Origin of the sequence: Oscillibacter sp. GMB15532, assembly GCF_041020825.1 — a bacterium.
Classification (GTDB): Bacteria; Bacillota; Clostridia; order Oscillospirales; family Oscillospiraceae; genus Oscillibacter.
This window is the reverse complement of the sequence record NZ_JBEVTO010000005.1, coordinates 66,901-90,505: the sequence shown is the minus strand read 5'-3', so window position 1 is coordinate 90,505 and position 23,605 is coordinate 66,901. Positions and strand designations below refer to the sequence as shown.

The 23,605-nt window shown below is 53.4% G+C and carries 25 protein-coding genes and 7 tRNA genes; 13 read left to right on the top strand and 19 right to left on the bottom strand.

Annotation, left to right across the window (positions count from 1 at the left end; translation table 11 throughout):
* Nucleotides 1–192: 192 nt before the first annotated feature.
* Together prfB and ABVS15_RS07495 are read right to left on the bottom strand one after the other, a co-directional pair.
* Complete coding sequence (prfB, locus tag ABVS15_RS07500) at nt 193–1,317, bottom strand: peptide chain release factor 2 (protein ID WP_369283115.1); 1,125 nt, start codon at nt 1,315–1,317, stop codon at nt 193–195.
* Nucleotides 1,318–1,443: 126 nt separating this feature from the next.
* On the bottom strand, nt 1,444–1,662 hold the full coding sequence (locus ABVS15_RS07495; RefSeq protein WP_369283114.1) for a helix-turn-helix domain-containing protein: 219 nt from the start codon (nt 1,660–1,662) through the stop codon (nt 1,444–1,446).
* A gap of 94 nt (nt 1,663–1,756) precedes the next feature.
* Between ABVS15_RS07495 and ABVS15_RS07490 the strand changes: the two genes are divergently transcribed.
* Nucleotides 1,757–1,930: a hypothetical protein gene (locus ABVS15_RS07490; RefSeq protein WP_369283113.1), complete on the top strand. Its 174-nt coding sequence runs from the start codon at nt 1,757–1,759 to the stop codon at nt 1,928–1,930.
* A gap of 61 nt (nt 1,931–1,991) precedes the next feature.
* On the opposite strand, the gene ABVS15_RS07485 is transcribed toward ABVS15_RS07490, so the two are convergent.
* From ABVS15_RS07485 to ABVS15_RS07475, 3 genes are all read right to left on the bottom strand, one after another.
* Nucleotides 1,992–3,200, bottom strand: a complete 1,209-nt coding sequence (locus ABVS15_RS07485) for an MFS transporter (protein WP_369283112.1) — start codon at nt 3,198–3,200, stop codon at nt 1,992–1,994.
* Nucleotides 3,201–3,413: 213 nt separating this feature from the next.
* Nucleotides 3,414–3,504 (bottom strand) — tRNA-Ser (locus ABVS15_RS07480).
* A gap of 185 nt (nt 3,505–3,689) precedes the next feature.
* Nucleotides 3,690–3,869, bottom strand: a complete 180-nt coding sequence (locus ABVS15_RS07475; RefSeq protein WP_294857139.1) for a hypothetical protein — start codon at nt 3,867–3,869, stop codon at nt 3,690–3,692.
* A 136-nt stretch (nt 3,870–4,005) separates the two neighbouring features.
* Here ABVS15_RS07475 and ABVS15_RS07470 point away from each other — a divergent pair, with 136 nt between their 5' ends.
* Nucleotides 4,006–5,136: a GNAT family N-acetyltransferase gene (locus tag ABVS15_RS07470; protein ID WP_369283111.1), complete on the top strand. Its 1,131-nt coding sequence runs from the start codon at nt 4,006–4,008 to the stop codon at nt 5,134–5,136.
* A gap of 109 nt (nt 5,137–5,245) precedes the next feature.
* Nucleotides 5,246–6,199, top strand: coding sequence for a calcium/sodium antiporter (locus ABVS15_RS07465; protein WP_369283110.1), 954 nt, complete (start codon nt 5,246–5,248; stop codon nt 6,197–6,199).
* A gap of 124 nt (nt 6,200–6,323) precedes the next feature.
* On the opposite strand, the gene ABVS15_RS07460 is transcribed toward ABVS15_RS07465, so the two are convergent.
* Nucleotides 6,324–6,749 (bottom strand): hypothetical protein, encoded by a 426-nt coding sequence (locus tag ABVS15_RS07460; protein WP_369283109.1) that lies wholly within the window; start codon nt 6,747–6,749, stop codon nt 6,324–6,326.
* A gap of 203 nt (nt 6,750–6,952) precedes the next feature.
* On the opposite strand from ABVS15_RS07460, the gene ABVS15_RS07455 reads away from it, so the two are divergent.
* The 4 genes from ABVS15_RS07455 to uvrC all read left to right on the top strand — a co-directional run bounded on the left by ABVS15_RS07455 (nt 6,953) and on the right by uvrC (nt 10,584).
* Complete coding sequence (locus tag ABVS15_RS07455; RefSeq protein WP_369283108.1) at nt 6,953–7,348, top strand: Fur family transcriptional regulator; 396 nt, start codon at nt 6,953–6,955, stop codon at nt 7,346–7,348.
* 163 nt (nt 7,349–7,511) lie between these two features.
* A complete protein-coding gene (gene rbr, locus ABVS15_RS07450; protein WP_369283107.1) occupies nt 7,512–8,045 on the top strand; it encodes a rubrerythrin in 534 nt (177 codons plus the stop codon).
* Between the two features lie 303 nt (nt 8,046–8,348).
* Nucleotides 8,349–8,612, top strand: coding sequence for an HPr family phosphocarrier protein (locus tag ABVS15_RS07445; protein ID WP_293009669.1), 264 nt, complete (start codon nt 8,349–8,351; stop codon nt 8,610–8,612).
* A 121-nt stretch (nt 8,613–8,733) separates the two neighbouring features.
* Entirely contained in the window at nt 8,734–10,584 is a 1,851-nt protein-coding gene (uvrC, locus tag ABVS15_RS07440) for an excinuclease ABC subunit UvrC (RefSeq protein WP_369283106.1), read from the top strand.
* A gap of 124 nt (nt 10,585–10,708) precedes the next feature.
* Here the strand turns inward: uvrC and ABVS15_RS07435 are convergent, their stop codons facing one another.
* The 9 genes from ABVS15_RS07435 to ABVS15_RS07395 all read right to left on the bottom strand — a co-directional run bounded on the left by ABVS15_RS07435 (nt 10,709) and on the right by ABVS15_RS07395 (nt 16,565).
* Nucleotides 10,709–11,239: a hypothetical protein gene (locus ABVS15_RS07435; protein WP_369283105.1), complete on the bottom strand. Its 531-nt coding sequence runs from the start codon at nt 11,237–11,239 to the stop codon at nt 10,709–10,711.
* Entirely contained in the window at nt 11,239–13,146 is a 1,908-nt protein-coding gene (locus ABVS15_RS07430; RefSeq protein ID WP_369283104.1) for an LTA synthase family protein, read from the bottom strand. Before ABVS15_RS07430 ends, ABVS15_RS07435 begins: the two co-directional genes overlap by 1 nt.
* Before the next feature lie 138 nt (nt 13,147–13,284).
* Nucleotides 13,285–13,998, bottom strand: a complete 714-nt coding sequence (locus ABVS15_RS07425) for a transcriptional regulator (protein ID WP_369283103.1) — start codon at nt 13,996–13,998, stop codon at nt 13,285–13,287.
* The gene (locus tag ABVS15_RS07420; protein WP_369283102.1) at nt 13,988–15,544 is read right to left on the bottom strand and encodes a DUF1538 domain-containing protein; all 1,557 of its coding nucleotides are present in this window, start codon (nt 15,542–15,544) and stop codon (nt 13,988–13,990) included. The genes ABVS15_RS07425 and ABVS15_RS07420 overlap by 11 nt, the downstream gene beginning before the upstream one ends.
* Nucleotides 15,545–16,063: 519 nt before the next feature.
* Nucleotides 16,064–16,139 (bottom strand) — tRNA-Lys (locus ABVS15_RS07415).
* A gap of 11 nt (nt 16,140–16,150) precedes the next feature.
* Nucleotides 16,151–16,225, bottom strand: a tRNA-Gln gene (locus ABVS15_RS07410).
* Nucleotides 16,226–16,280: 55 nt separating this feature from the next.
* A tRNA-His gene (locus ABVS15_RS07405) sits at nt 16,281–16,356 on the bottom strand.
* 51 nt (nt 16,357–16,407) lie between these two features.
* Nucleotides 16,408–16,484 (bottom strand) — tRNA-Arg (locus ABVS15_RS07400).
* A 6-nt stretch (nt 16,485–16,490) separates the two neighbouring features.
* Nucleotides 16,491–16,565, bottom strand: a tRNA-Gly gene (locus ABVS15_RS07395).
* A 420-nt stretch (nt 16,566–16,985) separates the two neighbouring features.
* Here ABVS15_RS07395 and ABVS15_RS07390 point away from each other — a divergent pair.
* Together ABVS15_RS07390 and ABVS15_RS07385 are read left to right on the top strand one after the other, a co-directional pair.
* Nucleotides 16,986–17,076: transfer RNA gene (locus ABVS15_RS07390), tRNA-Ser, on the top strand.
* 128 nt (nt 17,077–17,204) lie between these two features.
* On the top strand, nt 17,205–17,567 hold the full coding sequence (locus tag ABVS15_RS07385) for a VOC family protein (RefSeq protein WP_369283101.1): 363 nt from the start codon (nt 17,205–17,207) through the stop codon (nt 17,565–17,567).
* A gap of 135 nt (nt 17,568–17,702) precedes the next feature.
* On the opposite strand, the gene ABVS15_RS07380 is transcribed toward ABVS15_RS07385, so the two are convergent.
* Together ABVS15_RS07380 and ABVS15_RS07375 are read right to left on the bottom strand one after the other, a co-directional pair.
* On the bottom strand, nt 17,703–18,920 hold the full coding sequence (locus ABVS15_RS07380) for a tyrosine-type recombinase/integrase (RefSeq protein WP_369283100.1): 1,218 nt from the start codon (nt 18,918–18,920) through the stop codon (nt 17,703–17,705).
* Between the two features lie 53 nt (nt 18,921–18,973).
* Complete coding sequence (locus tag ABVS15_RS07375) at nt 18,974–19,135, bottom strand: helix-turn-helix domain-containing protein (RefSeq protein WP_369283265.1); 162 nt, start codon at nt 19,133–19,135, stop codon at nt 18,974–18,976.
* 660 nt (nt 19,136–19,795) lie between these two features.
* On the opposite strand from ABVS15_RS07375, the gene ABVS15_RS07370 reads away from it, so the two are divergent.
* From ABVS15_RS07370 to ABVS15_RS07355, 4 genes are all read left to right on the top strand, one after another.
* On the top strand, nt 19,796–20,263 hold the full coding sequence (locus tag ABVS15_RS07370; protein WP_369283099.1) for a GNAT family N-acetyltransferase: 468 nt from the start codon (nt 19,796–19,798) through the stop codon (nt 20,261–20,263).
* Nucleotides 20,264–20,314: 51 nt separating this feature from the next.
* The gene (locus tag ABVS15_RS07365; protein WP_369283098.1) at nt 20,315–20,920 is read left to right on the top strand and encodes a class I SAM-dependent methyltransferase; all 606 of its coding nucleotides are present in this window, start codon (nt 20,315–20,317) and stop codon (nt 20,918–20,920) included.
* A 25-nt stretch (nt 20,921–20,945) separates the two neighbouring features.
* Nucleotides 20,946–21,506: a YdeI family protein gene (locus ABVS15_RS07360; protein WP_369283097.1), complete on the top strand. Its 561-nt coding sequence runs from the start codon at nt 20,946–20,948 to the stop codon at nt 21,504–21,506.
* Between the two features lie 96 nt (nt 21,507–21,602).
* Nucleotides 21,603–22,478 (top strand): effector binding domain-containing protein, encoded by an 876-nt coding sequence (locus ABVS15_RS07355; protein ID WP_369283096.1) that lies wholly within the window; start codon nt 21,603–21,605, stop codon nt 22,476–22,478.
* 79 nt (nt 22,479–22,557) lie between these two features.
* Here ABVS15_RS07355 and ABVS15_RS07350 read toward each other — a convergent pair whose 3' ends face one another.
* Nucleotides 22,558–22,686, bottom strand: coding sequence for a DNA-3-methyladenine glycosylase I (locus ABVS15_RS07350; RefSeq protein ID WP_369283095.1), 129 nt, complete (start codon nt 22,684–22,686; stop codon nt 22,558–22,560).
* A 218-nt stretch (nt 22,687–22,904) separates the two neighbouring features.
* Entirely contained in the window at nt 22,905–23,597 is a 693-nt protein-coding gene (locus tag ABVS15_RS07345) for a DNA/RNA nuclease SfsA (protein ID WP_369283094.1), read from the bottom strand.
* Between the last annotated feature and the right edge of the window lie 8 nt (nt 23,598–23,605).

Genomic DNA, 23,605 nt, shown 5'->3' with positions numbered 1-23,605 from the left:
CTCTTTCTCCATATTGACAAAGCCGCCCCCAAGGGCGGGGGATGGCGGCGCATCGGTGCGGCGGATCGCCGCCCTACGAAAAACGGCGCGGCCATCAGCCGCGCCGCAAATTGCGCAAATGCATTTAATTTAAGCGTTGGCGGAATCCGGTGAGTGCACGGGAGGCAATGCCCCCGGCGCAGATTCGCGCTCTTATTTTTTCAGCTCACCGGTGGCGGATGCGGTCAGATAGGCGTTGATAAACCCATCGATGTCGCCGTCCATCACCGCGTTGATGTTGCTGGTTTCATAGGCCGTGCGGGTATCCTTGGCCATGGTGTATGGCATAAAGACATAGGAGCGGATCTGGCTGCCCCACTCAATTTTCATCTGCACGCCCTTGATGTCCGAAATCTTCTCCGCATGCTGCTGAGCTTTCAGTTCCAAAAGCTTTGCCCGCATCATTTTCATGCAGTTTTCTTTGTTTTGGAACTGGCTGCGCTCCGTCTGGCAGGAGACGACAACGCCGGTGGGCAGGTGAATCAGGCGCACGGCGGAGGAGGTTTTGTTGATGTGCTGTCCGCCGGCGCCGGAGGCGCGGTAGACCTGCATCTCAATGTCCTCGGGCCGGATTTCCACCTCCGCGTCGTCCGGAAGGTCGGGCATGACCTCCAGTGCGGCGAAAGAGGTCTGCCGACGGGCGTTTGCATCAAAGGGAGAAACCCGCACCAAACGATGCACCCCGTGCTCACTCTTCAAAAAGCCGTAGGCATTTTCGCCCTCGATGGAAATGGTGGCGGATTTAATGCCCGCCTCCTCGCCGTCCTCAAAGTCCAGAATCTGATATTTAAAGTCGTGGCGCTCCGCCCAGCGGGTATACATCCGGTAGAGCATCTCGGTCCAGTCCTGTGCCTCGGTGCCGCCAGCCCCGGCATGGAAGGACAAAATGGCGCTGCAACTGTCATATTCGCCGGAGAGGAGGGTGGAGAGCCGCTGCTCGGAAATTTCCTCCTCCAGTTTGGCAAAGCCTGTCTTCAGCTCCTCCAGAAGGGAGGCGTCGTCCTCCTCCTGTCCCATTTCGCACAGGGTTTTCAAATCCTCCAGCTCACCGACCATTTTCTCATACCGGCCCAGCTTGCTCTGCAAGCGCTTGAGCTGCTGCTGCACCTTCTGCGAGCGCTCCAAATCGTTCCAAAACTCTGGTTCGCCGGTCTGGGCCTCCAGACTGTCGGCTTCCCGTCTGGCGGAATCGATATCCAGCGCAGCGCCCAGCTTTTCAAGCTCAGGACCAAGAGCACTCAGCCGCTGCTTATATTCGTCATATTCGATCAAAGCCATGATTGATTCTCCATTTCGCGTATTTCATCAGCCAAAACATTATATAGGAGTTTTCCCCGTTTGTAAAGGAAAACAGCGGCAGAACCGTCACAATTCCGCCGCCGCTGCCCTTATGTTACTGTGTTGCTATCGTGTGTCTTTTTTGTTGGAGGTCCGCCCCAGAATGTAATCAACGCTTACATCGTAAAAATCCGCCAGAGAGCACAGGACATGAGGGGGTACCATTCTCTGTCCGCTCTCATAATAGGCATAAGTACGCTGGGGAATATTAATAGCCTTGCCCACGCTTTCCTGTGTCAGGTCTGCGTCCTCGCGCAGACTTCGTATTCGTTCGTATCGCTCCATGTTAATCACCATGTCCAGTATAGCTAAGAACAATTTGTTCTATTGATTTTTTGAATATTTTGTTCTAAACTATATAAAGCTGGGAGGTGTGTTTATGGCGGATTACAAAGAAATGTATCTAAAGCTGTTCCGGGCCTCGGAAGAGGCCGTCAATCGTCTGATTGCCGCGCAGCAGGAATGTGAAGAGCTGTACCTCAGCCAAGACGAACGGGAAGGGACGATGGAGCCCCTGACACCGGGAAAAGCGATAAGCGCGGAGGCGGAGTAATCCGCATCCGCGCCCTGCCGCTTGCGCAAAATCGGCGAGCCGGTATAAAAATCGGCCGTGCTTATTTCCCCACCTCAATCAAGGACCGCGCTCCCAGAAGCGCAAGCCCGCTGATAAAAATTGCCGCGCCGGAGAATATCAACAGCCATTCGATTTTCACCATGTCGCCCAAAGGGCCGAACACGGCCATGCCCAGCGGCATCGCAACCCCGCTGAACATCGTCATCACGCTGAACACCCGGCCCATTTTGTCCGGGTCGATGCTGCTTTGCAGCAGGGTCATGCTGGGCGAGCTGTACAGGGGTACTGCCGCGCCGCACAAAAGCATGACGCCGAGGTACACCCAAAAATTCGGAATTAAGCCCAAAAGAACGCTGGTAAGCCCAAACAGCACGCAGGCGAGAATCATCGTATGGGCCTTGTTTTTAAAGCCGCCCCACGCGGAAATTACCACGCCGCCCAAAATTGCGCCCGCCGAAAACACAAGCTCGATGGCGGTGAGCCGCCACACGTCGTCTCCAAAGGTGCGGGCCGCCTGAAGGGGCGTAAGCAGGGCAGAGGGAGACACAAAAAAAGAAAAAAACGCGCCGTAGGCAATGATCAGCTTCAGCCAGACCTGGGAGTTGATATACCGCAGGCCCTCCTGCAATTCATGCAGATAGGCCTTGATGCCGCGCTGAATCTCTCCCGTACGGGGAACGCCGGACACGTTGACAAACAGAAACACGATGGCGATGCCGGCGGCCGCGGTGATTACATCGATAAAGAAAATATACCCGATGGGCATCAGCGACAGCAGCGCGCCCGCCGCCATGGGCGAGACAAACATGTTCAGCGACTGAATAGAGCTTTGGATTCCGTTGAACCGCTGCAAGCTTTCCAAGGGTACCATTTGGGGAATCATGGCGGAGACGGCGGGCTGCTGAATCCCCTGCCCGAGGGACCGGGCGGCTACCACGATAAGCATAAGCCAGATGCTTCTGTGGCCGGAAAGGTATGCCAGCGCCAGCCCCAGCGTAATCAGGGCGATGCATCCATCGGAAATGACAATCAGATATTTGCGGTTGTACCTGTCCGCCCAAACACCCGCAAAGGGAGAAATCAGCGTCATCGGCAGCAGCGCCGCGCAGGTGAACAGCGTCATGATTACGCCGGATTTCGTCTCCAGCGTAATCTGCCAGGTGATGGCGTGCTGCACCAGCATGGAGCCGAACATGGACACGAACTGTCCTGCCATATAGAGTGTTACATTGCGCTTCCAGCCGGTCATGCAGAGACCTCCTCTTTGTTAATGGGGGAATTTTGGCCGGTCATTGTTCATGGTACAGGATTTTTCGGCTGACAACGCACTGAAAGTATGTTTTTGCAATTTCTGTGTTTTGGAAATGCCCGTCTGTAAGCGGACGGGGCCGGGCTTCATCCGAAGAAGCTGCAATGAATACAGCAAACCCCCTGAAAGTATTGGCTTTCAGGGGGTTTTTTGTGGCGGAGAAGGAGGGATTCGAACCCTCGAAACCCGTTAAGGTTTACATGATTTCCAATCATGCGCCCTCGACCAACTAGGCGACTTCTCCATAGCTGCTCGGAAAAACTGAGCGATATGCAGTTACTGTCGTGGGACAGCTTTATCATTATACCAAAACATGTCGGAATGTCAAGAAAAAAGTTTTGCGTATTTAGCGCGGCCTGAAACGGGAAACCCCTCTCTCCCAATTCGGACGCGGGGGAAGGGCGGGAGCCTTGGCTCCCGCCCCTTTTGTCAGCGCATGGTGGAAACCAGATGATCCACAGTGTGGTCCACGGCGACGCCCAGCTTTTGAATGCCTTTACCCACCTGAGTTTTCATGGTCCGCTTTCCGTGGGGCATCATCATTCCAACCAAGGCGCCCGCAGCCATTCCGGCGCCCATGCCGAACCAAAACCCGGCATTGTTCCTCATATTTCGTCACTCCTTTTGCGGTCTGAACCTAGTATGGCGCGTGGAGCGCGTCTTATGCCGGAAATTGATTTGCCAAATAGCACCGGTTTCGATATAATGAAAAAGAAATAATAATTGAAAAAAGAGAGGACTTGAAATGACTGTTTTATATTTGATCCGCCATGCCGAGGCGGAGGGAAATCTTTATCGCATCGCGCAGGGCCAGTGCGACAGCATCATTACCGACCGGGGCTATCAGCAGATTGCCGCGCTGGCGGAACGGTTTCGTGATGAAAAAATTGACGCCGTGTATTCCAGCGACCTGACCCGCACCCGCATCACCGCCGGGGCTATCGCCAATACGAAAGGCCTGCCGATTCAAACGCGGCGGGACCTGCGGGAAATCTGCGTGGGTGAGTGGGAGGAGAAGACCTGGGGTGAAATCGGCATTGAGGCCGCGGAGCAGCTGGCGCTGTTTACCTCCCGGCCTGACTTGTGGCAGGTGGAGGGCGGCGAGAGTATGGCCGCCGTCCGGGATCGGATGCTGGCCGCGCTCCGGGACATCGGCGAGAAGAATCCCGGCAAAACCGTGGCGGTTTTTTCCCACGGCTGCGCCATTCGCCTGACGTTGGGAGAGATAGAGGGCTGCGGACTGGATGAGATTGGGAAAACATCTCACGGCGATAACACCGCCGTTTCAAAAATTGAATATGAAAACGGGAAATTCCGCCTGCTTTACCGGGATGACAACAGCCACGTAAAGGCGCTGTCCACCTTTGCAAAGCAGCACTGGTGGAAGCACCCCAACGGCGTGGAGCCGGGGCTGTATTTCCGCGCGGTGGAGCTGCCCGGGCAGGCTGCGCTGCTGACAGACTGCGTGGAAAAGGGCTGGACAACGGCGGGAGAAACCCGGGAATTCAGCCCGGACGTGCTTTTGCGGGAGGCGGCAGAGCGGCCCACCATCGGCGCCTATATGCAAGGCGCGCCCGCCGGGATTCTGCAATTGAATCCTGAAAAGGAGGCGGAGGAGAAGGCTGGTTGGATTTCCCTTTACTGCATGGCGGAAGGCTGCCGGTCCAGAGGGCTTGGGATTCAGCTTTTGGGGCAGGCCGTTTTGCGTTACCGGGCCATGGGGCGCGAAAAGCTGCGGCTTTCCCTGCGCCGGGGAAACGAGGCCGCTTTGCGCTTTTTCACGCAGTATGGATTTTCTCCCGTGGACCCGGCGGCGGAGCCGCTGGTGCTGGAAAAAGACATCCGCTCCCGGGAGTGGACGCCGGAGCGAGTTTGACAGCGGAGTGTATCCTTCGCAAAATTAAGGATGGTATTTCGGAAGGAAACCGCATATCCTGATAGACAAGACTCCGCGCCGACGCGGGGCGGGAAGGGACGGGCGCGCCGTGAATCTATTTGTCATTGTATTGCTGTTCTCAGTGGGACTTTTACTGATTGTCAAGGGCGGAGACTGGTTTTTGGATGGGGCTGTGTGGATTGCGGAAACTTCGGGTATTCCTCACTTTATTGTGGGCGCCACCGTGGTATCCGTCGCCACCACGCTGCCGGAGCTGACGGTGTCCGTCACCGGCGTGCTGCGGGGGGAAATTGATCTGGCGGTGGGCAATGCCGTGGGCTCTGTCACGGCCAATCTGGGGTTGATTTTGGGCATCTCCGTACTGTGCATCCCCTCGGCCGTGGGCCGGCAATTCGCACCCAAGGCAATTTTGATGATCTGCGGGGCAGCATTGCTGACCATTTTGTGCCGAAACGGGAGCCTGACGCTGCTTTCCGCACTGCTGCTGTGTATAGTTTTTGCCCTGTACCTTTGGAGCAATCTCCGCGACGCAGGACGGGGAATGGCGGCGGAGCGGAAAAGTCGGGCACACCGGGGCCGCGTCTCCCGGCGAAAAATGCTTTCAAAGCTTGGAATGTTTTTTCTGGGCCTTGCAGGGATTATCGGCGGCTCCCGCCTGCTGATTGATTACGGCAGCGAGCTGGCCCTCCGGCTGGGCGTGCCCGCCGGAGTGATCGGCGTGACGCTGGTGGCGGTGGGCACATCTTTGCCCGAGCTTGTGACTGCCCTTACCGCCATTGCGAAAAAAGAGACGGCGATGTCCATTGGAAACATTGTGGGAGCCAACGTAATTGATTTGACGCTGGTGCTACCGGTGTGCACCGCGGTATCCGGTGGAAGTCTTGCCATCGGGTCCCAGACCACTGCGCTGGATTTGCCCGTGTGTCTTGGGGTGTGCGCGCTTGCCATGCTGCCGCCCCTTGCCGTCGGGCGGTTTTACCGATGGCAGGGCTTTTTGCTGCTGGGGATGTACGCCGCATATCTTGCGGTTTTGATGACGTGAGGACGCGCCGGGAAATTTTAACAAAATTTCCCGGCGCACTTTCAATTCTGTGTGTTCCAGCGCTGCCGCGCACTCTGTCCCACCGGGGGCGAAGTATTTGCCGCGGAGCGATGCGCCGGGAGTGTTAGCGGAACGCCGCGCCGGGGGTTACGGAGTTTTCGCCGTCCAGCAGAAAGCCGTCCCGGTCATGCACGCGGGCGTTGCGAAGCATCTGCCCGTAGGTGGTGCTGCGAATCACGCCGCTGTCGGTTCTGTTTCCGTTGTTTACAACCGCGGATTCAGGCGCGCCTACGCCGTCGTTTTCAAGGCCCAGCATCTTGTCATCCGCAGCGCCGGCGGCGGTGCCGCTGGCGCCGTTTTCAATGCGCCGCTGGTCTTTATTTTTTACCACGGCGGTTCCGGAGGCGGAGCCCGCGCCGGAGCCGGCGTTGTTGTCAGTGACGGATTGGTTGGGAGTGCTGTTGGCGGGCGTGTTGTTTTTGTCAGTGCCGCAGGCCGTCAAACTCATGGCCATCAGAGCAGTGAGCAAAAGCGCAAATGTCCTTTTCAAGTCGTTTCCTCCTTTGTGTGGACTTTTTTACATTGCGATACCCTGTGTTAGTATGGCAGGTTCACAGCGAAACAACCATGGCAGTTTTTTGCAAAATAAGGTGAAGAAAGTAACAATTTTTTAAAAACCGCTTGCATTCTTCCAAGACGCATATTATCATATAACTAGAAATCATTACTGAATAGATTTTGAAAGGAGGCCCCATGCAGCCGCAGCGATATTCGCTCCAAAGGGAGAAAATTTACGCGGTCGTGCGGGAGAGCGTGGAGCATCCCACGGCAGAGATGGTGTTTGCCTGGCTGAAACCGGAGATTCCCAGACTGAGCCTGGGCACCGTTTATCGCAATCTTCACCGGATGGCGGAGGAAGGACGGCTGCAGGAGCTGCCCGGCCCCATCGTCCGATTTGACGGGGACACGACGCCTCACGCGCATTTTACCTGCCTTACCTGCGGGAGGGTGAGCGACGCGATCGGGTCCTACGACCCCGGACTGGACGCAGCAGCGTGCAAAAAGGGCTTTCGGGCCATACGCCACACGCTCATGTTTTACGGGACCTGTCCCCAATGTGCAAAAGTTGGTAAAAAAGATGATTGCTGATCGCCGCCGGAGAAATCCGGCATGACCTTTGCCCGCAGGCGCCCCGGGCGCACCCATTCGCCCGGCGGAATGTTTGCAGAGACGTAAAAATCCAAGTCAGCCACGGTGTCGGCGCAGAGCGCGCCGCCGCCTGAGATAGAATGTTTGAAAGGGGAATGTTATCATGGAACTGAAGGGAAGCAAGACGGAAGCCAATCTGTGGACTGCGTTTGCGGGGGAGAGCCAGGCCCGCAACAAGTACGACTACTATGCGGGCAAAGCGCGCAAGGAGGGCTTTGAGCAGATCGCGGCCATCTTCGAGGAGACAGCCCTGAACGAGAAGGAGCACGCCAAGCTGTGGTTCAAGGCGCTGGACGGCATCGGCTCCACCGATGAAAATCTGGTGGCCGCCGCCGCGGGCGAGAACTACGAGTGGACGAACATGTATGCCGAGATGGCCCGCACCGCCGAGGAAGAGGGATTTTTGGCGCTGGCCGCCCAGTTTGAGGGCGTGGCCAAAATCGAAAAGACCCACGAGGAGCGCTATCTGAAGCTGCTGGACAACCTGAAAAACGGAGAGGTTTTCAAAAAGGGCGAGAAGGTCATGTGGTTCTGCCGCAACTGCGGCCACGTGGAGATCGCGGAGAACGCGCCCCAGGTGTGCCCCGTGTGCAACCATCCCCGGAGCTATTTCCAGGTCAAGGCTCTTAACTATTGATTTTACATTTGCCTGCCGGGGTCACCGCGAAAGCGGCGGCCCCGGTTTCCCTGTCCGGCGGACAGAAAAAGCCATGAAAATCCGCCGTTTTTTGGAAAAAGCAAATTGCGCACAAGGGAAGCCGGGGAGTATCCTGATAAGTTTGTGTAAAGAGACAAAAACTGCGTCAATTCACCCCCTCTATTTTTGAAATGTTTGTATAAAACCCTGTTGACGTTTTTGTAAAAAACGGATATGATATAAGGACAAAATGACATGGTATGCGGAGTTTTAATACGGCGATTGGGAAAAGGAGTGCTGCATATGTATACACAGGAGATCACGGTCAACAACGAGGTGGGTCTTCACGCGCGGCCCGCGACGTTCTTTATCCAAAAGGCAAATGAGTTCAAAAGCGGAATCTGGGTGGAGAAGGAAGACCGCCGGGTAAACGCAAAGAGCCTTCTGGGCGTGCTGTCCCTGGGCATCGTCATGGGGACCAAAATTACGCTGATTGCCGACGGAAGCGACGAGAAGGAAGCCGTCGCCGCTCTGGCGGAGCTGATCGAAAACAACTTTGGCGAATAACTCTTTCACCCGCGCTTAAAATCTCCCCGGAGAGAAAAGAGAAAAAGAGGCGGCCGCGCCTCTTTCACCCCGCGGTAACGCGGGGTTTTCTTTTTTATGCGGGAATGAGAGGAGGGAGTACATGACAAAAGATGAGCTGAGAGAAAAGGCCGGGAACCTGCCTCTGAAGCCCGGCGTCTATCTGATGATGGACAAAACCGGTAAGGTTATTTACGTGGGCAAGGCGAAAAAACTGAAAAACCGCGTCAGCCAATATTTTCAGGACAGCGCGTCCCACACGGCGAAGACCCGCAAAATGGTGTCTGAGGTGGACCGGTTTGACACCATCTTTGTCTCCAGCGAGTGGGAAGCACTGGTGCTGGAAAACTCCCTCATCAAGCGGCACATGCCGCAGTACAACATTTTACTGAAGGACGACAAGGGCTATCCCTTTGTGCGGCTGTCCAAGGAGACGTATCCCCGGTTTTCCATGGTCCACCGCTACGCAGCCGACGCGGCGCGGTATTTCGGCCCCTTCGGCGGCAGATTTGAGACGCGCCAGGCGCTGGACGCGGTGTGTGCCGCGCTGAAGCTGCCCACCTGCCGCCGAAAATTTCCACAGGATATCGGCGTGGGGCGGCCGTGTTTGAACTATCACATGGGCCGGTGCGACGGGTGGTGCCGCCCGGGTTTGTCGGAGAAGGACTATCAAAGCCGCATGGCCCAGGCGGCGGCGCTGCTGGAGGGAAAGTCCAAACAGCTTTTGCGGGAGATGACCGAGGAAATGGAAGCGGAAGCGGAAGCCCTCCGCTTCGAGCGGGCCGCCGTCCTCCGGGACCGGATCAATGCCATCGGCGCGCTGGCAAAAAAGCAGACGGTCATCGCGGGCCTTTGCGCCGACACGGATATATGGGGCATTTACAAGGGAGCCAAGTGCTGCTACGCCATCCTCCACATGGAGGATGGAAACCTGGCGGGCCGGGAGACGGAGCTGTTTACCGCCCCGGTGGACGAGGACGAGGGGGAGATGCTCTCCGCCCTTGCCGCCCAGTATTACCTGCCCCGGTCGCTGCTTCCCCACGAAATTCTGCTCCCTGCGGACGCTGGGAACTGTGAAGAGCTGTCCGAAGCGCTGTCCCGCCGGGCGGGCCGTAAGGTCTGGGTCCATGTTCCTCAACGGGGGGAAAAGGCGGGCCTTTTGGAAATGGCCCGGCGAAATGCAGCCGAGGAGGCCGAGCGCGCCACCACCCGGGAAGAGCGCAGCAGTCAGGTGCTGGCCTTGTTTACGAAAATGACAGGCCTGCCCCGTCCGCCGCAGCGAATGGAGTCCTACGACATCTCCAACACCAGCTCCAGCGAAATTGTGGCCTCCATGGTGGTTTATGGCGGGGACAGGCCGCTGAAAAGTGCCTACCGCCGATTCCAGATCAAGGACGTGTCCGGACATCCGGATGATTATGCCTCCATGCGGGAGGTGCTGCGCCGCAGGCTTCAGCGGGCTGCCGACGGGGACGAAAAGTTCCTGCCCCTCCCGGATGTGTTTTTGATTGACGGCGGCGAGGTACACGCCAAAACCGCGCTGGAGGTGACCCGGACCTTTGGTCTGGATATCCCCATCTTCGGCATGGTGAAGGACGATCGCCACCGTACCCGGGCGCTGGTGACGCCCGAGGGACTGGAGATCGGCATTCAGGCAAATCAGGCGGTGTTTTCCCTTATTGGACAGATTCAGGAGGAGACGCACCGCTTTGCCATCACTTATAACCGGGAGAGCCACCGGAAAAATGCGCTGCGCTCCGCGCTGGACGAGATTCCCGGCGTGGGTCCCAAGCGGCGGGAAACCCTGAGAAAGCATTTCGGAACTGTCAAGGCCATTCGAGCCGCCACGGAAGAAGAGCTTGCCACCGTGGTAGGGCCTGCCGCGGCGGCAGGGGCGTACCGTCATCTTCATGAAAAGGATACTTCTGCTGACAAAGAAGAACCGGCAAAATAGGGAGACTGACACGGGATAATTGTTGAAAAGGGGAGCTGCCCCGCCATACGGGATATGAAAGGACCTCCAAGCGCCCAAAGGGTGCTTGGAGGTCCTTCAAGTACTATGGGGAAAAGCAGACGATTCAATGCCTGAAAAACAACCTGCGCAGGCGGTATTGCCACAGCAGTGTCATTTGCCCCAGTACCCGGTCCCAAAGGAGAAACGTCAGGTTTGCGCCCAGCAAAAACACCGCAGAAAGGGGCTTTATGCAGCCCGCAAGCTCCTCATTCAGCACATCCAGCCCCACTGCCCGCAGCAGAAAATACAACACAGCCACGGCGGCGTTGAACACCGCCAGCTTGCACAGCAACCGCACAAGGCGGAGCCGCAGCCGGTCCAGCACGGGCCGCAAAACCGGATAGTATCCCAGAAGGAGATAGACCAGAGAGGGCTCCTTGCTTGGCGTCAGCAGCAGGGCCAGCACCGCCGTCACGGCGTAGACGCTCAGCGCCGGCCGGGGCCCGCGCTCGGAAAGCACCGGCAGCAGGGCCAGCATTCCCAGAAGCGGCGCGCAGTACGTGGCGCCGGGAATGATTCCGCCCAGAAGCAGCAGCACGGTCCCAAGGGCCGCGGTTACACCGCACAGGGCGATTTCGTGAATTTGCCGCCCCATCAGCTTATGTCCTTGTATTTGAGCTTGTAATAGCTCCAGCAGCGCCACTTGGAGAGCAGCTCCTGCCCGTTTTGATCCAGCGTGTCCAGAGTGGTTACGCTTCCGTCAGGCAGAACTGCGGTCCCCTTCTGAATCACGGGATATTCCCGGCGCAGCTCGCTCATAAACCGGAACCAGGGAGTTTCTGCGGCATGACCCGTCAGCTCCAGCACCGTCGCGCCCAGAAAGGAGGCGCTGATGGTCCCATCCGTCGGAAGGTCCAGAGCGGCGACGGTCGCGTCCCAATCTAAAGCTTGCGCGGCCGCGTCGTTGGCCCAGATGACATAGGGCGTCTCATAGGACTTTAAAAAGCCCGCCGACCCGTTCTCCTCCGGAGTGAGATTCATGCCAAGCTCCTTATAGGCAAGCTGGTTGTCTCCCAGATAGGGCAGGTGGTCGCCCCAGAAGACCAGCACCACCGGTTCTTCACTGGCGGTAAAATACTCCGTCAGGCGGCCCAGCATGGCATCTGCGTCCCGGGCACCCTCGATATAGACGGAAAGAAGCATCCGGGCCTCGGCAGAGAGGTCAGCCGTGGTCTGTACCTGTGGAAAGGCGTGCCCAGGGCCGTATTTGCCGGAGGTGTAGGACATGTGGTTTTGGATGGTGGTGGTGTAATTAAACAGGGGCTTCCCGGCAGACATGGCAGTTTCAAATTTTTCTTCGATCAAACCTGCCGTATAATCATCCGTGACCCAGCGGCCCTTGTACTGAATCTCCGGCATATCCTCCGCAAACTCAATTTCTTCCGCACCGAAAAAGTCGTAGACATTTTCCCGGTTATAGAACCACGCATCCCCGGGGTGGATGAAGGAAGTGGCGTAGCCGTCCGCGCCAAAGACACGGTACAGGCTGTCCAGCTTGCGGTTCACCGCCCGGAAGGCGGAGGTGGTGGTGGCAGAGAGGGCGTTGGTCTGCATGCCTGTCAGCACGTCAAACTCGGTGTTGGCCGTGCCGCCTGCGAAGCCGGGGACTACCACATGACCGGAGATAGCGTGGGCGCTCTCTCGAATGGCATGGAGATTTTTCAGGGGGTTTTCCTCATCCGAGTAGGTAAACATGGGCTGGTCCGTCACGTCGGAAAATGCCTCGTTCATCACCATGATGACGTTTACCGGCGCGCCCTGTCCGGGAGCCTGATTGTCGCTATCCCACGCCTCCGCGGCCGTGCGGCTGAAGCCCTCCGGCTTATCCACGGTGTAGGTGGTGAAATGGTGGGTGAAGCAGTAGGGGAATCCCAGATCGTTAAACACGGAGGGAACGTAATAGGGGTTGGAGGCGGGAAAAGCGTTGTAAAGGGGAGTAGAAGCATACACCGTAAAAATCAGGTACACCAGCAGGCTTATAGTGGCCACCGCACCCGAAAGACGCAATAAAAAACGAGTCCAGATGGGCCTTCCGGGAGACAGCGGCCTGCCCCGAAAAAAAACGCCCAGAGCCACCAGCAATGCGCAGCTTATAACCACAGCGGCAATCGCGGGCCATGGAAAGTGGATGTCATAGGACCCGGCGGCGCTGGTTGCCTCCTTCAAAAGGCCCAGATCCCGGGGAAACAGCGGCTCGTTGCGGACCTCAATTTTGATGCGGTTGGCAATGGAGAGAATGCCGCAGAAGGTCCCCACCAGAGCGGCGGAAAAAAATACGTTTGCAAACAAAACGGCAAAGGCCACAATCAAAAGCCCGATGGGCAGGGCATTGAGCACGATGAGTAGTGGCTCTGCCAGAAAAAGAGAAAGGGCGGAGCGCAGGCTGTTCGGCTGAATCCACAGGCAAAGCAATGTGTAAAACCCCGTCAGCAGCACCGCCAGCAAAAATGTCAGCGGCAGGTCCATGCCACGGGTGGGAAGGGGCTTTGTATGTTTTCTCATATATAGTATGATAATCCTTTCCGCACAGATTTAAATTCTTTTTCATTATAATGCTTTTTTAAAAAAAAGCAAGAAAAGGGGCACTATCCTGCCCGCAGGACAGAAAAGCGCCCCGCCAAAAGGCGGGGCGCTTGAAAGTTACTGTGCTTGGTCCTCGTGCTCGACGTGCAGGCCCAGCATATCGTCCACAGGGATGGAGAGGAGAATTCCTCTCGCCTCGGATTTAATACCGGCCTCGGTGTTGATGGCCTGCATAATGGTGTGCTTTTCCTTGCGGCTGCAAAGAATGCACACGATGCTCTTTTCTGCCTTGATGGAAACGCCCAGAAGCTTTTCCGCCTCTTCGTAGCCCACGCCGCGCCCGTCGATAATCGTACCGCCCATGGCCCCCACGGAACGGGCGGCGCTCATGATTTTATCGGTGTAGCCGCGGTTTACTATGGCGACCACCAGCTCGTATTTCGAGCCGCCGCAGCTCTCCTGCTTTCCGGTGTTCTGATCCAATTCTTTATCCTCCTCCCGCAGCAGCATCTGAGAAAACAGGCTGCTGATCGAAGACAGTGGAATCGTAAAGACAATTCCGCGTCCCGGCTTGTGTAGCTGCATTTGCTGTGCGATTTCCTTGACCGCGGAGGGAAGCCGTTCCCTTGGGCCCATGGTAATCACAAAGTCCTTTTCCGTTTTTCCAAGCCCCAGATAATCCAGCATCTCGGAATTTGCCGTTCCCATACCGAAGCAGAGAATATGGTAATACAAATGATGCCCACGGCAGATTTCGGCGACCTTTTCACCCTTGCCTCGATCCACGATGGTGACCATGAGCTTGATAATCCGGTTGTACTCAGTGTTCAATTGTCTCGCCCTCCTCTCCGTATTCTCCGGGCTCGTATTCTATAATCGTATCCTCCTGAGAGAACACAGAGTCGGCCTCCGTGCGCAGCGCCGACGAACGCATCCGCATCTGATACACAAAGCCCAAAACCTGAATCGTGATCAGCGGAGTCATGGCAACCATTGCCACGATACCGAACGCGTCGGTCATAATGTTTCCGCCAAAGGCCTCCGCTGCTCCAATGGCAAAGGGAAGCACAAATGTGGCAGTCATAGGTCCGCTGGCCACGCCGCCGCTGTCAAAGGCTATGCCGGTAAAAATCTTCGGCACAAAAAACGACAGGACAATTGAAATGACGTAGCCCGGAATCAAGAACCACATAATTGAGATACCCGTCAGCACGCGGATCATGCCAAACGCCAGAGACATGGCCACGCCGATGGAAAGGCTCAGCTGCATGGCGCTCTGGGAAATCGAGCCCTGCGTGACCTCCTCCACCTGCTTGTTCAGCACGTGAATGGCGGGTTCCGCCGCCACAATGAAATAGCCGATAACCATGCCCAGAGGAATCAGCGCCCAGTTAAAGGAGGCCTTTGCCATCTCTGAACCGATATAATATCCCACGGGCATAAAGCCCACGTTTGCTCCCGTCAGGAACAAAACAAGGCCGATAAACGTATAGAGAAGGCCCACCAGAATCTTTACCATCTGGCGCTTGTTGTATCTGCGGGAAATAGCCTGAAACGCCAGGAAAAACAGCAGGATGGGACCAAAGGCCTTGCCCACCTCTTCCACATAAATGGGGAGGCTGTGTACGAACTGTGCCGCAACATCCTTGGTGGTGATTACATCCGTAATGGTGATGGTGGTGTAATCCGCGGAGGAGGGCTTATATAAAAGCCCCAGAACCAGCACTGAGAGAATGGGCCCGATGCTGCAAAGGGCAACAAGTCCAAAGCTGTTGTCCTGAGAGTCGTCCTCCCGCATGGCGGCAAGGCCCGCGCCAAAGGCCATGATAAACGGCACGGTGATTGGTCCGGTGGTGACGCCGCCGCTGTCAAAAGCCATGGGGATAAAATCTTTCGAAACATAAAACGCCAGCACAAAAATAATCGCATAGAAAATAAGCAGAAGGTGGGCAAGATTCAGGTGAAAAACGGTCCGCAGGACCGCAATGGCCAGAAAAAGCCCCACACCCAGAGCAATTGTCCAGATGAGAACGCTGTCAGGAATGGCGGGGACCTGATGGGCCAGCACCTGAAGGTCCGGTTCCGCCACGGTGATAATTACGCCCATGATAAAGCCCACCGCGAGTGCGGCTGAGATAGGCCTTCCGGGTTTTCCAAAGTGGCTGCCGATGCCCTGTCCTATGGGCATCATCGCCACGTCTGCGCCCAGCGCAAAAAATCCCATTCCCACAATCAGCATCACGGCTCCGGCAAGAAACAGCGTGATCGTTCCCACCGGAACAGGAATAATTGTGATTCCCAGCAGGAATACAATCACCGTGATTGGCAGAACAGACGACATGGATTCCTTAATTTTCGCTTTCAGATTTTCTTTCAATGATATCCTCCTTACTATGTATTTCAAGGACTCCTGAAAGCCCTAAAATAAATCCGCCCCTGCCTGCCGAAAATCAGCCCGCGCCTGAAAACGGGCGACGCCAAAAGTGTCACTGCACCCCATCTGTGCAGCCTGCGGCGCGCCTCACGGAAGCAAAAAAGCGAAATCATTTGTCAAAAGCCGTTCGCCAAAAGACGGCGAGCGGCTGACCCTATATACTTAGTTTACGGATTATATCGGATTTGTCAATACTGAACACCGGACCGCGCGCTTTTCGCGCTTTAGTGAGTGTGCCCAATTCTTCATAGCAATATCATGAAGCAAAACCGTGCACAAAACAGGAACACGCTTAAAAAAACCCCGGAAACCACTGCGGTTTCCGGGAGTTTTTTATAATTCCTGGGGTTTGCGTGCCTGCGAGCCCGCAAACCTTTGACCATTGTTGGGTGCAGAAAACAAGCAATAAAATTTTAACGAGATAAAAACATTGCCGCGAACAGAATTCTGTCCGCGGCGATGTGGTGACCCGGCGGGGATTCGAACCCCGGACCCACTGCTTAAAAGGCAGTTGCTCTGCCGACTGAGCTACCGGATCATGCGAAAAAATGGCTGGGACGGCTGGACTCGAACCAGCGGATGAGGGAGTCAAAGTCCCTTGCCTTACCACTTGGCTACGCCCCAAGATGGAAGCGAAAACGAAGAGAATCGGGGCAAGCCCGATCCCCTTCGCTCATTCTGGGGTGGGTGACGGGACTCGAACCCGCGACAGCCGGAACCACAATCCGGTGCTCTACCAATTGAACTACACCCACCACATATTGATAAATCCGCGCGGTCTTACTGATGATGAAACCATAGGGAACTGGTACGCCAGAAGGGATTCGAACCCCTGGCCTACTGCTTAGAAGGCAGTTGCTCTATCCACCTGAGCTACTGGCGCATGTTTTGGAGCAGGTGACGAGAATCGAACTCGCATCCCCAGCTTGGAAGGCTGGTGCCCTGACCATTGTGCTACACCTGCGCGAGCCCGCCATGGAAACGTCAGCTTAGGTATGATAGCATGAAATACAACTACTGTCAAGAAGAAAGACGGCAATTTTAAGTTTTTTTGCCGCTGGAGGAAAAAAGCTTTTTGTCTGGGGCAGGGGCTTGCAACTTTTCAAAAAGTGTGTCATAATAATCATTCAGAAAAACCCAAGACTGGTCGGTTGCGTTTGAAGTTTTTGGACGTGTCTGCACTTTCAAGCGGAATGAAATTTGGGATGCCATCGATACGATGATAGTAAGCCGCTCGAAACCGACGAGAGCAAATCCACGACCGAAATCCGGAAAAGCCCGTGTTTCCAAGGTTTCCGAGCCGCAGAACTCAGGAATCCACGGCTCTATTCTAACATGTTTCTAACGCCTGTGCCACCCTGAAAAACGGGGTAAAATTGAATATGGAGAGGTACCCAAGTGGTCGAAGGGTCCGCACTCGAAATGCGGTAGCCGGTTTGCGCCGGGCAAGAGTTCGAATCTCTTCCTCTCCGCCAAATAAAAGTCATGTATGAGGATTTGAACTTATACATGACTTTTTCTCTTATCTGTGCTAAAATCAAGAAAAATTCACATTATTTAGATTTTGTCATAGGAATAAAAATGATTGTTGGGTGGGGAGAAGATGATAACAGGATACTACTGTACAAATATTTTTTCTGAGCAAGCAAAAGAACTTATTGAGTTTTATAGCCAAATATTAGAAATACCTTTTATTAAAACCGATGATGACGACTCAAATGGGGTTTATCTTGGCTTTATAGAAAACGCACCTACTCTTTGTATATGGGATTGCAAAAAATGTAACGTACAGCCGACTGGACATCAATCCTTTGTATTTCAAACAAAAACTCTTGATTTAATAATGGAATGTTTGAAGAAAAAAGGGCTTTTACTGTCTGAAGCCATTCGATATGATTGGGGAACTTACGAGGTTCGCTTAAGCGATATTGACGGAAACGAGATAGTGATAGTTGAGTTTGCGTGATAAAAGGTTTCTGTTTATTGTTATAGTTCAAATCCTTATCCATAAATGCGACGATATCCGAAATTAACACGGCTCACAACGTCAGTCATGGAAGAACACACTTCCATGACTGATTTTTTATGTCTGGCGTTCCTGTTAAGGCATATCGCACTGTTTTTCCTCTGGTTTTACCTTGTCCAGCAGGTTTCCTATCACCGCTCCGGTGTCACGCTTGCTGGCAAAGTCCAGATGCGCGTAAATATCGGCAGTGGTGGAAAAGTTGCTATGTCCTAGCCAAAGCTGGATGCGCTTCATATCCACCCCCTCGGCTACCAGCAGGCTGGCACAGGTATGGCGCAAATCATGGAAACGGATGTGTGGTAAGCCATGCTTCTTGAGCAGATAGGAAAAGTGGGCACTCAGAAAAGCGGGACTTAGCAAATTCCCAAGACTATCCACGCAGACATACTCGAGATACTTTGCATTGTATCCCTTGCGGCACACTCTGCGGTGTTCCTCTTGGCGAGCCTTTGCCTCCAACAGAATGCGTTCTGGTGTCGGAAGCAGCGGAAGTGTCCGGCGGCTGGATTTGGTTTTCATCTCATCCATCAGCAGCAAGCCCTCCTGTCCTGCGGCGCTTCCATCAATGACCTTGTGTTCAATGGCAATGGTTTTTTTCTCGAAGTCGATGGAGGTCCAACGAACACCCAGAACCTCGCTACGCCGCAATCCATAGTAGGCAGCCAGAAGAATCGGAATATACAGAACATCATCGGTCACGGTCTGGAGCATCCGGTTCAACTCGTCCCTGGAGTAATAGCTGGGCTTGTACCTGTTTTTTCGGGAGGGCTTCTCTACCGCACGGTCTGCCGCATTGATCTGGATGTACTCCTTTCGGATGGCATAGTCAAGTGCCATCTTGAGCATAGCATGATACTTAACCACTGAATTTTCACAGCAACCGTCTTTGCGAATGGAGTTGTAGAAGTCGTCCAACTGATGATAATTAAGCTCTATCAGCAGTGTTTTTTGCGGGCCGAAACAGTCAGCGACCCTCCCTTCAATCATTTTCGAGTAATTATGATAAGTAGTTGGCTGGATGTGAGGCTTCCGGGTGGATAGCCACTCCTGGAGAAAATCGAGCAGGGTCATATCCACCGTTCTGGTGCAGGCTGGCTGGCCGCGCTTTGACGGAGGCAGTTGCGCGCTGTACCGCCGTATAAGCTCGTTCAATACCTCCTGCGCTTTCTTTTTGTTTCCTTTCACTGTGTACCCTGTGCTGACCCACTTGGGCCGTCGCTTGCCCGTGTGATCGTACAGGTTGAGAACAGCGTAGTATTTGCCGTTTTTCGGCTGTATGCTGCCGGTTATCATGGTGACGCCTCCTTGGTAAGGTGATGCTCTTTGCTGCCGACAATTACAGCTTATCAGGAGTTTTCCTTTTGTGCCAATGTGTCAGCTTCATTGTTTTGCAGTAGGAAATCAATCACGTAAACCTTGGGAATTTTATATGATTTTCCGACCTTCCGGCCTTTGATCTGCCCGGAAGTGATAAGGGTATAGGCGTGATGACGACTGATACTCAGCATCTTTTGAAGAGTATGTACGTCAATTACATCCGGGTACTGCCGGAACAGGTGCTTATAGGCATTTCGTTTGCAATTAATACGAATCCCCCTTTCGATCAAAACGATTTGTTAAGCCTTCTGGTTAAATAATCGCTCAGCTTCCGGGCCATTTCCTGTGCCGCTTTCGTTGCGCCACGTATACTCGTTTCCTCGGGCCACACGCTATGCATGGTTTAATTGAGAGGCACGCTCATCCAAGTGGATATCTTGGCGCACTTTCTCTCAAACCCGTATAACTCCTGGAGCTGGCTATGAATTTGTCAAGGTGCAGTTCAACCACTTTATTGTGGTCTTACATAGTAAACATGGGCAAACGATGCCGATTTCCCCAAAAATTCAAAATATTTTTACTTTTAGATGTGGTATAATAAAAAGCCTTTGTTTTATACCTACGCTTAATGAAACGAAGTATCAGGATGTATCGCCTGGTTTGGAATGAAAAACATCTTAGGGCGGCGGGAAAATCCCGCCGCCCTAAGTGCAAAGCCCTAATCTATCCCTAACTGGATTAAAAATTGCGGCATTGCCGCAAAGCCGTAGAAATGTTATGATGAAATAATAAAAACACAAAATAAACATCCAATTTCGCAACCATATATTTCGTAAAGGCAGGTGCAATAGATGATTACCACCAGACCAATGGCAGCGGGAGACCTTGCGCTATTCAAAAAATGGCTGTACGTACCTCATGTTGCAAAATGGTATCATGACCCGCTTGATTGGATTGCAGAGATTGAGCAGCAGGATGATACATTCCATTGGATACACCATTACATAGTGGAACACGATAACCGGCCAATCGGATTCTGCCAATATTACGCCTGTGCCGATAGCGATGAGCTGTGGGCAGGCTATACGGCTATGGGTGGCTCCTACAGCATCGATTATATGATTGGCGAGACTGATTGTGTGGGCAAAGGCTTCGGAAAGAAAATTGTGCTTACGCTGATTGAGAAAGTAAAAACACACAGCGACGCAAAGCGAATTGTTGTGCAGCCCGAGATGGAGAACAAGGCCTCCTGTGGTGTGCTTCGCTCCTGCGGCTTTGTCTATGACACCGAAAATGACATCTATCTGCTCACGTTGTAAGTAGAAACGTCTCTTTCCCAGTGGGAAATTTAGTTTACAGGAGCGATTGTCATGGGAAAACGAACCGAACGTTCTAAAAAGACATATAACCAGATGGCGGCGGGGTACGATACCTCCCTTGAGGGCTATTATACTAAACCCCATAAAGCAGAGCTAATCAAGCAAGTCTCCATCCGTGACGGTGACAGCGTTCTGGATGTGGCCTGCGGCAACGGAACGCTCTTGGGGACGCTTTCTAAGAAAGCAAGCATTCATGGATTCGGCGTGGATTTGTCTGAAAAGATGATTGCGGCCGCCAGAGAGCGTTATCCCGACTGCACCTTTACGGTAAGCGCGTGTGTCCCCCTTCCCTTTGAAAACGAAAGCATGGATGTCATCACGGTATCCTGCGCCTTCCATCATTTTGAAGACCCACATGCCTTTGCGAGTGAATGTATGCGGGTGTTGAAGAAGAACGGGATGATCTACATGGCTGAACCGTTTTTTACCCCTGTAATACGGTGGCTCGCCAACACGGTGGTGTTTCCTTTTTCCAAGTCCGGCGATGTCAAGGTTTACAGCGAGAGGGAACTTCGCGGGATATTTGAGACGGCGGGGTTTCGTGATATAAGGACATACACAAAAGGAACCGTGCTATTCTTCTCGGCAAAAAAATAATGCAAATTGCACTGGAGGGCTGTTGATGAACGAACTATTGAAATTCTCTAACCGGGCGGAATTTCGGACATGGCTGACAGAACATTGTCTCACCAGTGGCGGCGTGTGGCTGCTCTTTGGCAAGGCAGGCGGCCCCAAAACGATTACGGCTAACGACGCCCTTGAGGAGGCCCTTTGCTTCGGCTGGATTGACGGACAGATGCAGAGCCTTGATGATACGACTTATAGAAAATATTTCTCCCAGCGGCGGGAGAACAGCAAGTGGTCGGAGAAAAACAAGGCGCTGGCCGAAAAGCTGGAGCAGCAGGGTATCATGACCGACCATGGCAGAGAGAAAATAGCCGAAGCCAAGCGAAACGGCCAGTGGAATGCCGCCAAGACACCGGCTGTAACAGACGAGCAGATCGACGCCGTAGCCGAGCTGCTGCGGGCATATGAGACCGCTTACACCCATTTTCAAGCCATGCCGCCGTCAGTGAAGAAAACCTATACGCGGGCCTATCTGGATGCGAAAACAGAAGCTGGACGGGAAAAACGGCTGGCGTGGATGGTGGACCGGCTCAATCACAACTTAAAGCCTATGTAAGCGGTGGATACATATCCTGTCATCACGTCGCACGGAAAATCAAGAACGCTGGTCACCGGACTGGTATAATCATCACATACGGAAGGAGGTTTGAAAATGGATTGGATTACGGGAATACAGCGTTCCCTTGATTACACAGAGGCGCATTTGACCGAGAAAATCGACTATGAGGCGGTGGCGAAGCAGGCCTATTCGTCAGCTTTTCACTTTCAGCGAATGTTCAGTATGCTCTGCGGATTTTCTCTTGGCGATTATATCCGCATGCGCCGCTTGACTCTGGCTGCTGAAGATTTACTCAGCACCGGCGATAAGATCATAGATATCGCGCTCAAGTACGGTTACGATACCCCCGAGAGCTTCTCCCGCGCTTTCCAGCGATTTCACGGCATTACCCCGACCGAGGCGCGCCGCGGCGGAACGATCAAATCTTTTTTCAGGCTGTCCGTAAAATTGATTTTATCGGGAGGCAGTACCATGGATTACAGGATTGAAAAGAAAGACGCATTCCAAATCATTTGCAAGAAACAGCAGGTCACCAAGCCCCAAGGCGACACCGCCACAGAGGAAATTTCGGCATTCTGGAACGAGTGCACCAAGGACGGCACCATCGAGAACATTTGCAAGTATGGTCGCTTTGACAATCTGGGCGGCGTGCTGGGCATCTGCTTCTCAAAGGAACTGGCGGACTCCGGCTTTCCCTACGGCATCGGTGCGGAGTACAATGGTGCGCCCCTTCATGGAGAAGCGCTGGAGATTATGGAAATCCCCGCATACACCTATGCGGTATTCCAGTGCAAAGGTCCGATGCCCGAGGCATTCAAGACCACCTATCAGCGCATTGTCACCGAGTTCTTTCCCCAGAGCAACTACGAATACGGCAATGGCGTGGAGCTGGAGGTCTACCCCTCTGCCGAGGTGTCCAACCCGGATTACACTTGCGAAATCTGGATTGCGGTGAACGAGAAAAAGTAAGAAAGCATAAGCGTATGGGCTGGGCAGTTAACAACTGCCCAGCCCATATCCGTTTCTAACCGATGCCCCGACTGCTGTTCTATTTTCTCTTTGGCGTTTTGTTTTCCATCTCCTGATAAACAGCGCAATCGGAAAGATGGTCATTCACCATGCCGGTAGCTTGCATAAACGCATATAGAATGGTTGAGCCGACAAACTTAAATCCCATTTTCTTTAGATCCTTACTGATTTGAACCGATAGGGGGGTGCCGGCACATCCTCAATGCGTTCCCACCGTGTCCTATGCCTCGCCTACTTATAGCAGACACATAACCACAGGTTTTAGAAGGTAGCTATTGAAAAAAGTGAATAGCAATGGTTTGTTATTGGTTGCTCTGCGTCTTGTTAATACATTTCCCCAACTGATGGCGATGCGGAATACCGCACTTATTTTATTGTGAACTTTATCCTGGAGTATATTTCCGGTTTCTGATCTACTAATCGGACGGAGAGCGCGCAGTAGGTCATGCCCTTATTTACACAATCTAAAAACGCCTGATAGAAGTCTCCAATCTGTTTATTAATAGAGATTTCCTTAACCGTCGGATTTAATGAAACCAATATGTAGCAAGCCTTATAGCCTTCATCGAGCAGTTGGGATATTTCCTTGAGCTGTTTCAAGGCTCTTTCTGAATATATTGTTGGAAAGCATGCGCTTCGGCTAAAAGCTAAGGTGCTTTTTATCTCTATTAGCGTATTAGTATCATGAATGAAGAGGTCTGCCTTATACTGCCCAATTTTGTATTCATGGGAAATATACTTGCGCTTTCCCAGAAAAGAAAAATAGCGGCGGTGTAATTGAGATTCAATAACCTTATTTGCCTGCCCCAGATTCAAAAGAATATAGCCTTGCCTACATTTCACTGCATAAACAGCATACGGTGTTCTTGCATTGGGCGTTGTGATGGGTTTCAGCCAGACTGTTTGACCTGTCAAATCAATAAAATTGCTCAGGCGGCATGAGGACGGAATATAGCATATAATTTCGGTACCGTCTATCTGCACACTGCATAAAAAACGATTTTTAATTTCAGTTTGGAAAGTTCCGTATACAAAATCCGATTCTTTCTCTTTGGTCACAAGCGTAT